At 44.2% G+C, this 15,026-nt stretch carries 13 protein-coding genes; all 13 read left to right on the top strand.

Annotated elements, in window-relative coordinates:
• Positions 1–10 precede the first annotated feature (10 nt).
• Positions 11–1,372 (top strand): efflux RND transporter periplasmic adaptor subunit, encoded by a 1,362-nt coding sequence (locus tag HMPREF9625_RS08890; protein WP_009534356.1) that lies wholly within the window; start codon positions 11–13, stop codon positions 1,370–1,372.
• A 9-nt stretch (positions 1,373–1,381) separates the two neighbouring features.
• On the top strand, positions 1,382–2,140 hold the full coding sequence (locus HMPREF9625_RS08885) for an ABC transporter ATP-binding protein (RefSeq protein ID WP_009428739.1): 759 nt from the start codon (positions 1,382–1,384) through the stop codon (positions 2,138–2,140).
• Complete coding sequence (locus HMPREF9625_RS08880) at positions 2,130–3,356, top strand: ABC transporter permease (RefSeq protein ID WP_009534355.1); 1,227 nt, start codon at positions 2,130–2,132, stop codon at positions 3,354–3,356. Before HMPREF9625_RS08885 ends, HMPREF9625_RS08880 begins: the two co-directional genes overlap by 11 nt.
• A gap of 195 nt (positions 3,357–3,551) precedes the next feature.
• Positions 3,552–4,211: a nitroreductase family protein gene (locus HMPREF9625_RS08875; protein ID WP_009534354.1), complete on the top strand. Its 660-nt coding sequence runs from the start codon at positions 3,552–3,554 to the stop codon at positions 4,209–4,211.
• A gap of 8 nt (positions 4,212–4,219) precedes the next feature.
• Positions 4,220–4,828, top strand: coding sequence for a Holliday junction branch migration protein RuvA (gene ruvA / locus HMPREF9625_RS08870; RefSeq protein ID WP_009534353.1), 609 nt, complete (start codon positions 4,220–4,222; stop codon positions 4,826–4,828).
• Between the two features lie 9 nt (positions 4,829–4,837).
• The gene (ruvB, locus tag HMPREF9625_RS08865) at positions 4,838–5,830 is read left to right on the top strand and encodes a Holliday junction branch migration DNA helicase RuvB (RefSeq protein ID WP_009534352.1); all 993 of its coding nucleotides are present in this window, start codon (positions 4,838–4,840) and stop codon (positions 5,828–5,830) included.
• 20 nt (positions 5,831–5,850) lie between these two features.
• Positions 5,851–6,234, top strand: coding sequence for a cell division protein ZapA (locus tag HMPREF9625_RS08860; RefSeq protein WP_009534351.1), 384 nt, complete (start codon positions 5,851–5,853; stop codon positions 6,232–6,234).
• On the top strand, positions 6,234–7,556 hold the full coding sequence (locus HMPREF9625_RS08855) for a peptidase U32 family protein (RefSeq protein ID WP_009534350.1): 1,323 nt from the start codon (positions 6,234–6,236) through the stop codon (positions 7,554–7,556). Before HMPREF9625_RS08860 ends, HMPREF9625_RS08855 begins: the two co-directional genes overlap by 1 nt.
• Positions 7,504–8,334: a hypothetical protein gene (locus HMPREF9625_RS08850; protein ID WP_009534349.1), complete on the top strand. Its 831-nt coding sequence runs from the start codon at positions 7,504–7,506 to the stop codon at positions 8,332–8,334. Before HMPREF9625_RS08855 ends, HMPREF9625_RS08850 begins: the two co-directional genes overlap by 53 nt.
• A gap of 90 nt (positions 8,335–8,424) precedes the next feature.
• Complete coding sequence (locus HMPREF9625_RS08845) at positions 8,425–9,798, top strand: FtsW/RodA/SpoVE family cell cycle protein (protein WP_009534348.1); 1,374 nt, start codon at positions 8,425–8,427, stop codon at positions 9,796–9,798.
• A complete protein-coding gene (locus HMPREF9625_RS08840; RefSeq protein WP_009534347.1) occupies positions 9,791–11,356 on the top strand; it encodes a peptidoglycan D,D-transpeptidase FtsI family protein in 1,566 nt (521 codons plus the stop codon). The genes HMPREF9625_RS08845 and HMPREF9625_RS08840 overlap by 8 nt, the downstream gene beginning before the upstream one ends.
• 88 nt (positions 11,357–11,444) lie before the next feature.
• Positions 11,445–13,199, top strand: coding sequence for an ABC transporter ATP-binding protein (locus HMPREF9625_RS08835; protein WP_009534346.1), 1,755 nt, complete (start codon positions 11,445–11,447; stop codon positions 13,197–13,199).
• The gene (locus HMPREF9625_RS08830; RefSeq protein ID WP_009534345.1) at positions 13,200–14,954 is read left to right on the top strand and encodes an ABC transporter ATP-binding protein; all 1,755 of its coding nucleotides are present in this window, start codon (positions 13,200–13,202) and stop codon (positions 14,952–14,954) included. It abuts the gene before it with no gap.
• Positions 14,955–15,026: the final 72 nt, after the last annotated feature.

Genomic DNA, 15,026 nt, shown 5'->3' with positions numbered 1-15,026 from the left:
GAGAAGAAAAATGAAGGAAGAAGAAAAGCAGGGAGGAGACATCTCAGAAAAGGTAGAGAAGCTTCTGAACGAAAAGCCGAAGAAGAAAAAAGGAAAGAAGAAGTGGATATTCCTCGGGCTTCTCCTTCTTTTTGTTCTTTTTATTTTGAAAAATTTATTGTTCCCGGGTAAGGCTACAGGGATGCTTGTCAATACGGAGAGCCTTTCCAAAGCGGATATTCAGGAAAAGCTCAGCGTTTCCGGTCCCGTTTCCGGTACCCAGTCTCAGCATGTTACTTCGGCACTCCATGCCAAGGTAAAGGAAATTCTCGTAAAGGAAGGAGACAAGGTCACGGAAGGACAGCTCATTGCAAAGCTCGATACCAAAGATGTGGAGGAAGCTTTGGAAGCGGCTAAGACGCAGGTTGATTTGGCAAAGGCAAATAAAGAAGATGCACAGAAAAACACCAAGGCAGAATATGCCAAAGTGCAGACTGCCTATAACAATGCGCTTCTCGATTTCCAGAGGAAGAGCAGCCTTTTGGAGAGCGGTGATATTTCCCAAAGCGAATATGAGCAGGCGGAAAGTGCCTTAAAGGATGCGAAGGCAAGTCTCGGAAGCTTCAAGGTAAGCGGAGGCAATGTGCAGGTTTCCGAGAGTTATGATTTGCAGATTAAGAGTGCGGAAGAAGGTTTAAAGAAGGCACAGAGTGCCGTGGATTCCGCTGAGATTAAAGCACCCATTTCCGGAACAATTACCAGAGTAAACGTGGAAGCCGGGCAGTTTGCGGATAACTTACTGGACGGAAAACCGATGTTTACGGTGGAAAATCTGGATCAGCTGGAACTTTCCATCAGCGTTTCCGAGTATTCCATCGGGAAATTAAGTCTTAGACAGAAGGCTATCATCAGTGCGGATATCTTAGGAGAGGATAAGCTCGAGGGAGAGGTTTCTTCCATTTCTCCGACAGGAGAGGCCAAGGGGGGGAATACAGCTGAAAGAGTCATTCCGATTAAGATTAAAATAGACGGGGATAAGAAAGGACTCCTGTCCGGGATTACCGCTAAGGCGGATATCGTGCTTTCCGAGGCCAAGAATGTCTTTGTGGTTCCGCTTTCCGCTGTGACAACGGGAGAAGACGGAAACAGTCAGATTTACTTTGTGGAAGACGGGAAGATTCATATTGTCCCTGTAAAAACAGGTGTGGAAAGTGATGTTTCCGTTGAAGTCAGTCCTTTAAAGGAGGATGCTGCCTTTAAAGAGGGAGACCATTTCGTAAGTGCTCCGGATCCAAGTCTTACCGAAGGATTAGCGGTTAGCGAGATGCCGAAGGACAGTGTCAGAGAAAGTGTCAGTGCAAGTGAAAGCGGTGTTGTAGTAAAATCAAACTAGGATAAAAAAATGAATGATGTACTCATTGAATTAAGAGATTTAGTGAAAATATATGATACCGGAGCCGTAAAGGTCTTGGGACTCAATAAAATAAACCTGCAAATCAAAAGAGGAGAGTTTGTGGCCATCATGGGACAGTCCGGATCCGGAAAATCAACGCTCATGAATATACTGGGCTGTCTCGACAAGCCGACTCTCGGAAACTATTTTCTGGACGGAGAAGATGTTGCCGCCATGGATCCGAACACCTTAAATAAGGTTAGAAATGAGAAAATCGGATTTGTCTTCCAAAGTTTTAACTTAATCAGTCGCATGAGCGCCCTTAGGAATGTGGAAATCCCCATGATTTATGCGCATAAGAAGTCTCCGGCGGCGCGGCGTGAAAGAGCGGCAATGCTTCTGGAGAAGGTAGGGCTTAGCGGGAGAATCCACCATCAGCCGAATGAAATGTCCGGAGGACAGAGGCAGCGTGTAGCCATTGCAAGAGCTCTTACCAATGAGCCGCCCCTGATTCTTGCCGATGAGCCAACCGGAAATCTGGATACGGCAAGCTCCGTGGAAATCATGGAAATGTTCTCCGCCCTTCATAAGGCGGGAGCAACCGTTGTCGTGGTTACGCATGAGGAAAATATTGCGGCCTATACGGACAGAATGCTTCGCTTTTCGGACGGAAAGCTCATTTCCGATAAGAAAAATGAGAATCCGACACCGGTTAGGGATTTGAGTATTTTCGAGGGTATGTATAAAGGAGAAAGTCATGTTTCTTGAGAATGTAAAGATGGCACTGGGGTCTCTTCGTGCCAATAAACTGCGCTCATTCCTGACGATGCTGGGTATTATTATCGGAATCGGTTCGGTGATTTCCATCGTTTCTATCGGAGACAGCATTCGGAAGATGTTCTCAGACCTTTATAAAAATTACGGTGTGACACAGGCCGCTATCATGATTAATCCCTCTATGGATTGGAATGATTTGCGAGAGAGTGATGAATTCACTATGGATGATTTTAATAATTTTAAAAGGATTTTCGGCAGTCGACTCGACTATGCGGATAATAGCCCCTATGAAAGCATTGATGTCAAAGTGGGAAGAAATCGATTGAAGGTGGGACTTTCCGGTGTGGAGTACAATTTTACCGATTTTCAGCCTTTAAAAATTTTAAACGGAAGGGCATTTTCGGAGAAGGACGTGAGTGAGAGGAAGCCTGTCGTCATGATTTCCGAGAACACGGCACTGAAGCTTTTCGGTACCGAAAATGCCACAGGAAAGCATTTTCGAGCGGACTTTCATGGAGAGGTACAGGATTTTTCCGTTATCGCAGTCTATCGAAAGGATTTGAGTCCTATAGAAAAACTGCTTATGGGCTCGCAGGACAAAAACGGAGAGGCCTTTGTGCCGTGGACGATACTTACGGGACCCGCAGATACTTTCTCTATGATTCGCTATTATGGGAAAAAGAATTTTACAGTAGAGGAAATGAATAGCTTGAATACAGATATCAAGAATTATTTTTCCCGTGTGAAAAATCGTAAACCCGAGGACTGGTATATTTCTTCCGTTCAGGATGAAATGAAACAGGTGGATGGTGTCATGGGCGGTCTCTCTGCGGCAATTGGCGGCATTGCGGCGATTTCCCTTCTGGTCGGCGGTATCGGGATTATGAATATCATGCTGGTAACGGTTACGGAAAGAACGAGAGAAATCGGTATCCGAAAGGCGCTCGGTGCAAGCCGGGAGGATATTCTCGTGCAGTTCCTTACGGAATCGGCATTGCTTTCCGCATTGGGAGGGCTTATCGGCGTGATTCTTGCGAGTACGCTTGTTCATCTTGGGGCTATGGCCTTTAATTTGACCGTAGTGGTAAAGCCCGGAATTGTAATTATAGCAGTTGTCTTTTCCGCCATTGTCGGCGTATTCTTCGGAATTTATCCTGCCAATAAGGCGGCAAAAGAAGATCCAATTGTGGCACTTCGATATGAATAATTCTCCTTCACTATGTGTATAATGGTACTTCGCTAAGAAGAATTCCATTTCAATGTGCATAATGAAACTTCGATAGGAATAATGCATTTAGCTATGAATAAGAGGTAGCGAATAAGATAAAAAGAAGCTATACTGATGAAGTTGATATCTATTTTCAAAAAATACATATAGTCATACATGTTAAGGAGGAGAGCAATGACAATCAGAGAGGCTATGGAGAAAAGACACATGGTAAGAAAGTATAAGGATACTGTTTTACCGGAGGATATTGTAAAAAAGCTGAATGAAAGAATTGAGGCTTTAAATAAAGAGCATCATTTAAATCTGGTACTTCGCGTGGAAGACGGTACCGCCTTTGCAGAATTAATCGATAAGCTGATCACCAAGAATGCCAAGAACTTCATTATTCTTGCTGCAGATCCCGCTGAAGGCGTAGAAGAGAAAATCGGCTACAGCAGTGCAGACATCATGCTCTATGCACAGGAGCTCGGTTTAAATACCTGGTGGGTCGGCGCAAGCTTTAATAAAGATGCCGTAAAGAAGGAGTGCCCGAATCATACGGTATACGGTGTGATTTCTATCGGCTATGGAGAAGAGCAGGGAAACGTGCATCACAGTAAGGATGACTTCGAGGTTTGCTCTTACGAAGGAGAGGCACCGCAGTGGTTTAAAGACGGCGTAGAGTACGCTCTTATGGCACCGACCGCCTTCAATAGACAGTCCTTCTATATCAAGGGAAAAGGAAATACCGTGCACTTTGAGTACAAGGCGGGAGAGTTCCAGGGCATTGATACCGGACTTGTGAAGTATCACTTTGAAGCGGCTGCCGGAAAAGAAAACTTTGAGTGGGCCTAAGAGAATACATGATTCGTTTTGTACATGGGATTTTGAGAGAGAAAAAAGAGGATAGTTTGATTATAGAGGCAGGGGGCTTGGGGTACGGTGTAAGAGTGCCGATTTCCGTGCTTTCCGAGGCCCCTCCCATTGGAGAAGAGCTTCTCTTACATACCTATTTTTCAGTTCGGGAAGACGGACAGGACTTGTTCGGTTTCTTTACGGAGAAGGATAGAGATTTTTTCATGCAACTTATTTCCGTTTCGGGAATCGGTGCGAAGACCGCTCTCGGGATTCTCTCCTGTTTTAGAAGAGAAGAGTTGATTGCATTGATTCTTTCAGCGGATACTAAGCGTATTCAAAAGGCACCGGGTCTCGGAAAGAAGTCTGCAGAACGTTTGATACTCGAATTAAAGGATAAATTACAGGTAGAAGATGCGCTGCCGGGGGCAGTGGAAAACGAAGAGCCGCTCATTTCCGGAGGCTTTAGTGAGGCCATGCAGGAAGCCATGGAAGCCTTACTTTCTCTTGGCTATAAGCAGGGAGAGGCAAGGACGGCCATCGTTAAGTTACCGAATGTAGAGGAGATGAATGCGGAGGAAATATTACGCTCCGCTTTACGGAAACTCGCTTTTTAAGGATTGGGGATGGAAAGAAGACTAATTCAGACGGAGGAAAGCCGGGAAGATTTGGTGTATGAGCCGAAGATTCGTCCCAAAATGCTTTCCGACTATATAGGGCAGGAAAAGCTGAAGGAAATGCTCTCGATTTATATCGAAGCGGCGAAAAAGAGAAAACAAAGCTTGGACCATTGCCTTTTTTACGGTCCTCCCGGACTTGGAAAGACGACGATTTCCAATATTATTGCGAATGAGCTCGGCGTAAATTGTAAGATTACTTCAGGACCGGCGATTGAAAAACCGGGAGAAATGGCGGCTATTTTAAACAGTCTTTCTGAAGGAGATGTACTCTTTGTTGATGAGATTCACAGATTGAATCGTCAGGTAGAGGAAGTACTTTACCCTGCCATGGAGGATTTTGCAATCGATGTCCTTCTTGGAAAGGAAAGCAGTACCCGTTCCCTTCGTTTGGAGCTGCCACATTTTACCTTAATCGGAGCAACAACAAGAGCCGGCCTTTTATCGGCACCCTTAAGAGATCGTTTCGGAATCATCAGTAAGCTGGAATTTTACAAGAAGGAAGAACTCACGAAAATTGTGCTTCGCAGTGCCAAGGTACTTTCCGTTCCGATTGAAGAGGACGGGGCAAAAAGTATTGCCATGCGTTCCAGAGGAACACCGCGACTTGCCAATCGTCTGCTTCGCAGAATCCGGGATTTTGCGGATGTAAAGTACGAAGGTGTGATTACCAAAGATGTGGCGGAGGAAAGTCTGGATTTACTGAATGTCGATAAGCTGGGGCTCGACCAAAACGACAGGGCTTATCTTACAGCCATTGTAGATAAATATTCCGGTGGCCCCGTAGGCCTCGAAACTTTGGCAGTCAGTCTCGGAGAAGACAGCGGAACGGTAGAAGATATGATTGAGCCGTATCTTTTACTGCAAGGCCTCATTGATCGCACAAAAAGAGGCAGAGTCGCAACAGAAAGTGCATACAGACATTTAGGTCTGGTCCAATAATCGAGAAAAGGTGAGAAGCAATGGGAGATAAAAATACAGTAGATGTAATCATTGACGGAAAGATAGTCAGGGTAAGCGGAACAGAGTCGGAGGCTTATCTTGTCAGTGTTTCCAATTATTTAAATGCAAAGATTACTTCTTTTAAAAAGGAATTTAAAAACTACAGATTATTGGATGAGGACCTTCGCTCCATTCTCTTGCAACTCAACATTTGTGATGACCTTTTTCAGGAGCAGGCTAAGACGGAGAAAGCGGAGCAGGAAAAGGAAGAGCTGGAGAAGGAGATCTATTCCTTAAAGCATGATCTCGTGAAGTCACAGATGAAGCTGGACGGAGCTCTACAGGAGCTAGAAAAAGCACAGAAAAAACTGTTTGAGACAGAAGGAAATAAAGGAGAGCAATAATGGGGGAGATGTACAGGGCGGAACTTTTAGCACCTGCCGGTTCCCTTTCAGTTTGTAAGGCTGCGGTTTTTGCCGGAGCCGATGCTGTTTATATGGGTGGACAGAAATATTCGGCAAGAGCCTTTGCGAAGTCCTCCGTATCGGAAGAAGATGAACTCCTCTTGGCAATCGAGTTTTGCCATCTCTATGGGGTGAAGCTTTTTATGACGGTGAATACGCTGTTTAAGGAGAGAGAGCTTGAAAAGCTTTTAGAGTACATGGATCCATATGTGGAAGCGGGAGTGGATGCCGTCATTGTGCAGGACCTCGGTGTAGCCAAAGTTCTGAAGGAAGCTTATTCCGATTTACCTCTGCATGCCAGTACCCAGATGACAGCCAATACGAGAGAGGCGGTTTCGCTCCTCTCTTCTTTTGGTATGGAGAGAATTGTACTGTCGAGAGAACTGTCTCTTAAGGATATTTCCGATATTTATGAGTCTACCGGCGCGGAACTCGAAGTTTTTGTGCACGGCGCGATGTGCTACAGTTATTCCGGAGCCTGCTTTATGTCCTCTCTTCTCGGGGGGAGATCCGGAAACAGAGGAAGATGCGCGGGAACCTGTCGCCTGCCTTATACTACAGGCGGGAAAAAGGGGAATTTCCTGAGTATGAAGGATATGAATACACTGGATTCTCTGGAGGATATTTTAAAAGCCGGTGCCTATTCTTTGAAAATTGAGGGAAGGATGAAGTCGGAACTGTATACGGCGACCGTGGTTTCCGTTTATCGAAAATACCTTGATTTGGCATTAAGGGGGGAAAGCTATACGGTATCCGAACAGGACAAACAGCTTTTAAAGGCGGTGTATGACAGGGGGGGAGAGACTTCTTATTTATATCAGCACAATGCAAAGGACATGATTGCTCTCGCCGACCGTCCTTTTCGTAAAGAAGAGGAAGAGCTTACTGCCTTTATAAGAAAATCCATGGAAGAGCGGGAAAGAAAGCTTCCCCTATCTATGGAGCTTAAGGTGGAAAGCGGTGCGGTTTTAGAGCTGTCCTTGGAACAGGAAGATATCCGAATCAGCGTTTTTGGAGAGCAGCCCGTGGAAAAGGCGAAGCAGAGAGCTACAGCTCGGGAAGAAATGGAAAAGCAGCTCTTAAAGCTTGGAAATAGCTGCTTTTATCCGAAAGCTTTGCGTATTAAAGGAGAAGAAGAGGTATTTATTCCCCTTTCCACCTTAAATGCCTTAAGGAGAGAGGGATGTGAAAGAGTAAGGGAGGCTATTCTTGCCAAATTTAGACGAAATCCGAGAAATCGGAAGTGTAACGGTATCCGTTGAAAGAGAAGAGCAGCTGGAAGCATGTCTTAAGGCAAAGAATATTCAGCGTATTTATTTGGATGAAGCTTCTTTTTCGGAGGAGGAAATCCGGCGCTTTGCGAAGAAAATAAAAGAAAGAGGGATAGAAGTCGCGCTTCGATTTCGAAGAATTGAAAGACGGGAAGACCCGGGAAAGTCCTGCCTTTCCTGGCTTACGGAAAATGAAGAAACTTCTCTTTTTTCCGCCTTTTTGTTTCGGAGCTTAGATCAGGTTTCGGTCTTACAGAGAGTGGAAAGAAAAAACTTTCACTCCGTTTTTGATTATACGCTTTACAGTTACAATGCCTCTGCTTTAGAGGTTTGGAAGGATTTTAGTGCAGAGACCGTGACTTTCCCGATAGAGCTGAATTTCCGGGAGGATAAGGATTTTTCTTCTTGGGCAAATAAATCCGAGCTTTCGACAGAGCTTCTTATTTACGGGCATCTTCCCATGATGGTGAGTGCCAACTGCATCGAAAAAACAAGAAACGGATGCACGAAAAAGAACCATATTTTAGGATTAAAAGACAGACAAAATAAAGAATTGTCTGTTCGTTTGTATTGTAAATTCTGCTATAATCAAATCTTCAATGCCGATGTTTTTTCTTTATTCGGTTTGGAAAAAGAAGTCGCGGCCCTTAAGCCCGACTATCTTCGCTTGGAGTTTACGGTGGAGAGTAAAAGTGAAGTGGAAGAGGTTCTTCAAGGAAAGATGAATAAGAGTTTTACCAGAGGGCATTTTCATAAAGGAATTGAGTAGAGGTAGAGAAATTCAGGAAAGAAACAGTTTGGAAATATAGCTTCCGAATTGCAGCTTTCATGAGTAAGCGTTTTAGTAGGGGGGATAAGTATGGGAAATCTCTTCAGCAGTTTTGCCAAGATTGTCAGCATTCTTTTAATGCTTTTATACAGCTACGGGCTGTTTCGAAATTTATCGATAGATTACAGAGAGGGAAAAAAGAAGCTATCCGGTCTTTTATATAAGATATTGCTTCTTCTTCACTTTATTTCCTATGCGGTGCTGTATTTTCAGACGGGAAATCTGTTTTATATCTATTTTTATCTGCCGCAGCTTCTTTATTTTTTGCTTTATCCTCTTATTTGGAAGAAGCTCTATCCCTTCTATAACGAGGTATTACTGAATAATCAGTGCCTTTTTCTCGCTCTTGGCTGGATTCTTCTTGCAAGACTGCAGGAAGCTAAGGCAATTAAGCAGTTTGCAGTTGCTATGGCGGCAAGTCTCCTTGTTTTAGTGATTCCCTATATCGTGGATAAAATTTGGGATTTTCAGAAATTTCGCTATATTTTTGCGGGGATAGGGATTCTTTCCTTGCTTCTCGTACTTGTACTGGGCTCGGTTAGCTTCGGTGCGAAAATGAGTGTGAGTCTTTTTGGCTTTCGTTTTCAGGCATCGGAATTTGTGAAGCTCTCCTTTGTCTTTTCCATAGCGGGAATTCTCTCGGAAGAGCACAGCCGGGAAGGCGTCATCCATTCTGCTTGTGTTGCGGCATTGCACGGCATCATTTTGGTGCTTTGTAAAGACCTGGGTTCCGCCCTGCTCCTTTTTATTTCCTATGTTTTTATGCTCTATGTCGCAAGGAACCAGATTCTCTATCTCTTAGGGGGAGGGCTTGTTTCCGCCTTGGCGGGGATTGTATCATACGGTTTATTTTCTCATGTGCGAACCAGAGTTTATGCCTTTATCGATCCTTGGAGAGATATGGCGGGGAAGGGCTATCAGATTACCCAATCTCTCTTTGCAATCGGTACCGGCGGATTTTTGGGGCTCGGCCTTTTTCAGGGACTTCCCAATAAGATTCCTATTGTGGAAAATGACTTTATTTTTTCCGCTCTTTCTGAAGAAATGGGAGGTATTGTTGCCATTTGCCTGATTCTCATCTGTCTTTCCTGCTTTATGCAAATGATGATGATGGGAAGAGATATGGAAAGCTCCTTCTATAAACTTGTGGTTCTGGGCTTAAGCGTAATCTATGTCATTCAAGTGATTCTCACGATTGGAGGCGCAATTAAGTTTGTACCTTCCACCGGCGTAACACTCCCCTTTATGAGCTATGGCGGATCCAGTTTGATCTCCAGTTTTATCGTATTCGCCCTTTTCCAGTCCCTCTTTATTATACAAGGACAGGAAGACGAGGTAGAAATGGAGGAAGACGCGGAAAGCGCAGAAGAACAGGAAATGGAGTCGGAGGGAGAAGATGCGTAGAGTGGATAGCGAAGAGAGAAAAAGAAGCAGAAAAGGAAACGAAAAGAATACAGAGAAGAAGATAAATAAGCAAAGAGAGAGACAGGCGGAGAGTAGACGGGAGGAAGTTCTTTCCGAAACGAAACTTGCCATGATAAGAAGAAAGCAAAATCGAGAAATGCTCGGGATCGTCTATCTCTTTGCCCTCATATTCTTTGCTATGATTGTCTATTTTTGTTATTTCATCCTGTTTCAGGCAGAAGATAAGATGGCAAGCCCTTATAATGCAAGAATTGATTATCTTGCGCAAAAGACGGTAAGGGGGGAAATTCAAACGGCTGACGGCATGGTCATTGCAAAAACCGTGACGAAAGAAGACGGAACGGAAAGTAGAGAATATCCGGGAGGTGCTGCTTTCGCCCATCCTGTGGGCTACAGCGTAAAGGGAAAGACCGGCATAGAATCTCTTGGAAATTATTACCTCACAAATTCCGGCATCAATCCCTTACAGAAGTTTATGAATGAAATCGAAAACAGAAAAAATCCGGGAGATACCTTGGTCACGTCTTTAGATGCGGATTTACAAAAGCTTGCCTATTCTTTACTGGACGGAAGAAAGGGAAGCATAGTTTGTATGGAACCCTCCAGCGGAAGAATCCTTGCCATGGCATCCGCGCCTTCCTTTGACCCGAATCAATTACAGGAAAATTGGGACAGTTTAATATCCGAAGGTAATACGGACGGGAATCTTGTAAATCGCGCAACACAGGGACTCTATCCGCCGGGATCGACTTTCAAGCTCCTTATGGCACTGGAATATATTCGGGAGCATCCGACTGACTGGCAGGATTTCAGCTTTAAATGTAAGGGAGAATACGTGGACCCTTCCAATCCCGCAAATGTGGTTCACTGTTATAACGGAGAGGTGCACGGGACGGTGAATCTCGAGTCTGCTATTGCGCAGTCCTGTAACTCGGCCTTTGCTTTTATCGGATCGGAAATAGATGTAAATCGCCTTCAAAGCTTAGCGGAAGATTTTTATTACAACAAGGACTTGTCTATTGGGCTTCCTTCCAAGGCAGGGCAGTTTAGCTTGACAGCGGATTCTCCGACCTGGCTTAAGATGCAAAGCGGAATTGGACAGGGCGAAACACTCTGCACTCCTCTGCAAAACCTTTGCATGGTTTCAGCCATAGCAAACCACGGAACACTTCGTTATCCGACCATTCTTTCCGAAGTAAAATCAAAAGAAGGAACGGCGGTGCATCATTTTCCGAAGGGAGAAGAAATCACACTGATGTCTTCTTCCGAGAGCGATGCTTTGAAACAATTTATGCGTTCAGTTGTTACGGAGGGAACGGCTTCCGCTTTAAAAACCAAGGCATATCAGGTTTGCGGAAAGACGGGATCGGCACAAGTGAAGGAAGGCGGAAAGCTGAAGACCAATGCTTGGTTTGTCGGCTTTGCTCCTATGGATGATCCGAAGCTTGCGGTCTGCGTCCTTGTGGAAGACGGAGAGACGGGCGGAAGAACGGCAGCTCCCTTGGCAAGAGAGCTTTTTGATTTGTATTTAAAGTAAGTAGAGTGAGAATTTTTATGATCTATCTATCATTGAACGGCTATTCCTAAAGTGTACGGAATAAATGTTAGAGAACAAAGGAAGATGTATGAAAAGGCTATTATCGTATATTTCTGAGTTAAAAGGGAAGAGTATCATTGCACCGCTTTTCAAATGTTTGGAAAGCCTCTTTGAGCTTTTTGTCCCTATGGTTATTTCCTATATGATTGACAGTGGAATTCAAAAGGGAAATACGGTAATAATCTGGAGAAGTCTCTTTCTCTTATTATTCCTTGCCTTAATAGGTCTATCTTGCGCAATAGTAGCACAGTATTTTGCGGCGGAAGTGGCGATGCATGTGGGACAGTCCTATCGCAATGCCTTATTTCATAAGGTCCTGAATCTTTCCTACAGAAATGTAGATGAGGTCGGTAGCGCCTCTTTACTGACAAGATTGGGGCCCGATATTTTTCAGATTGAATCCACGGTAAATATGGTTTTACGCCTGTTTCTCCGTTCTCCCTTTATTGTATTCGGCGCAGTGATTATGGCCTTTCGGATTTCTCCCTCTATCTCACTGCTCTTTATTCTGGTACTCGTTCTTCTTTCCGTTCTTATTTTCGGGATTATGCTGATTACCATGCCTCTGTATAAGAAGATTCAAGTGGTTTTGGAGAAAATCACAAAGCAGGTTCGGGAGAATATTCTCGGTGTCCGTGTGATTCGTGCATTTTATAGAGAAAAAAAGGAAGAGGAGGGCTTTCAGAAAAGTAATGAAGCCTATACGGCCATGCAGGTAAAAGTGGGAAAGATTTCCTCCTTACTGAATCCTCTAAGTATGCTGATTATTCAGCTCGGTCTTATGGGAATTTTGTATTTTAGTTCCAGGCTAGTGAACGACGGCAGGCTTTTTCAGGGAAATGTAGTTGCTCTTACGAATTATATGAGTCAGATTCTTGCGGAGCTCCTTAAGCTTGCCAACTTGATTATCCTCATTTTAAAAGGACTCGCCAGTTTAGACAGAGTGGAAGAGGTTTTTGCAATAGAAAATGAACAGGCAGAAGAGGCCTCTTCGGATTTATCAAGACAATCCGGAAGTATAGATAATGCACCTAATGATAAGGAAGTGGCGATTCATTTTCAAAATGTCTCTTTTTCTTATGGGAATAACGGAGAATATGCTGTTTCCGACTTGAATTTCTCCGTAAAGAAAGGAGAAAGTTTAGGAATCATCGGAGGAACGGGTTCCGGAAAGACCACTTTAATCTCCCTTCTTGCCGGCTTTTACCCCGGCTACAGCGGAGAAGTCCGACTCTTCGGGAAAAACCGGCGGAACTATACAAAGGAGGAGCTCTACAGCTCTATAGCGCTGGTTCCGCAAAAAGCAGTGCTGTTTTCCGGAACGCTTCGAGATAATCTACTTTGGAGAGAAAAAAATGCTCAGGATAAAGAGCTCTGGGAAGCGCTCGATATGGCCTGTGCGAAGGAATTTATAGAGGAAAAGGGAAAGGGACTGGAACTTCCTGTTACAGAGGAGGGAAAGAATTTTTCCGGAGGGCAGAGGCAGAGGCTTTGTATTGCAAGAGCTTTAGTGGGGGAGGCAAAATTCCTTATTTTGGACGATTCTTCTTCTGCACTCGATTTTGCCACGGAAAGAAAACTTCGACACACACTTTCCACCTATAAAAGGGTAGAGAATAAAATCATTATTTCGCAAAGAGTGGCCAGTATCCGAGACCTGGATAAGATCATCGTCATGGATCAGGGGAAAATAGTCGGTATGGGAAGGCATAAGGAGCTTTTGGAGAGTTCTCCGATATATAAGGAAATCTGTCTTTCCCAGCTTAAAAAAGAGGAGTTGTAAATGGAGGAGAAGATATATACGCAAGGGAAGGTCTTTCGAAGAATTTTGCAATATGCCAAGGTCTATAAGCTTTGGATATTTTTATCTTTTTTTCTTTCGTTTTTGACCGTAGTTTTATCCCTGACCCTTCCTATTCTGATGGGAAAGGGAATCGACCATTTGCCGGGAAAAGGAAAGGCGGATTTTTCAGGCCTGTTCCGGATTCTCCTCATTATGCTTCTGATTTTAGTACTTACAGTTTTTTTCCAATGGTGCATGAATCAGGTGAATACCTATTTAAGCTATAAGCTTGTGGAAGACCTCCGACGGAATTGCATCCATCATATGCAGAAACTTCCGATTGCCTATTATGATAAGGAAAAGCCCGGAGACTTACTCAGCAGATTAACAACGGATATAGAGCAATTTTCCCAAGGGATTCTTATGGGCTTAAATCAATTTCTGCAGGCTGTACTGACGGTCATAGAAACGGCAGTATTTCTCTTTATTTTGGAGTGGAAAATAGCCGTTATTCTGCTTCTTATTACCCCGCTTTCCTATTTTATTGCAAAATTTATCGCAAAGCGTGCCTATATTTACTTTCAGAGGCAGTCCAAGGAAAGAGGAGAGACCTCGAGCTTTACAACGGAAGTAGTAGGGAATATCAAGTTGATTCAGGCTTTCCAAAAGGAAGAGGATATGGAGAAGCTCTACCGGGAGAATAATGAGAAGATGTCCAGATCCAGTATGCAGGCAAATTTCTACAGTTCTCTGGTCAATCCTCTAACTCGTTTTTTAAATGCACTGGGTTATGCGCTTGTTGCCGGAATCGGCGGATATCTCGCCATTCTCGGAATGCTTTCCGTAGGGAGTTTAAGCTCCCTCCTGGCCTATGCCACGCAATACGCAAAGCCTTTTAATGACATTACTTCCGTGGTTACGGAGTTGCAAAATTCTCTGGCTTCCGCCTCTCGTGTATTTTCTTTTTTGGATGAAAAACCCATGGACAGAACGAAAGAAACGCAGGAACTCAGAACGGAAATCAGCGGAAAAGTGGCTCTCTCCCATGTGGATTTCTCCTATCAAAAGGAACAGAAGCTGATAACGGACTTTAATTTGGAGGTAGAGCCCGGGCAGACAATCGCGATTGTCGGTCCTACCGGCTGCGGAAAGACGACTTTAATTAATCTTTTAATGCGTTTTTATCCTCCCAATCAGGGAGAGATTTATCTGGACGGCTTTCCTTATGAGAAGATTGAAGAAGCTTCTCTTCGAAGAGCCTACGGCATGGTACTGCAGGAAACTTGGTTAAAATCCGATACCGTTTTCGAAAACATTCGTTATGGAAAAGAAGACGCCAGCTTGGAAGAGGTAAGAGAGGCCTGCAAGAGGGCGCACTGCCACCATTTTATCATGCAGCTTCCGAAGGGCTATGATATGGTTCTTTCCGAAGACGGCGGAAATCTTTCTCAAGGACAAAAGCAGCTGCTTTGCATTGCAAGAGTCATGCTGATGGATCCGGCTATCTTGATTCTGGATGAGGCAACAAGCTCCATCGATACTCGAACGGAACAGAAAGTACAGAGCGCTTTTCAGGAAATGCTGAAAGGCAGAACCGCTTTTATTGTAGCGCATAGACTTTCCACCATACAAAATGCGGATTGCATTCTTGTGATGAAGGACGGAAATATCATCGAGAAGGGCAGTCACAATGCGCTTCTTCAGGAAAACGGCTTCTATAAGGAGCTCTATGAAAGCCAGTTTCAAGCAAGCTAGAAACACGGAGCAGTGCGAAAAAAAGTTCCGCTACGTGCTTTAAAAAATTTGGGGAAAATTTACGAACCGATG

The sequence above is a fragment of the Oribacterium parvum ACB1 genome (genome assembly GCF_000238055.2).
In the GTDB taxonomy this organism is placed as follows: domain Bacteria; phylum Bacillota; class Clostridia; order Lachnospirales; family Lachnospiraceae; genus Oribacterium; species Oribacterium parvum.
Note: the sequence above shows the minus strand (reverse complement) of the source record. Positions and strands in the feature narration are given on the sequence as shown.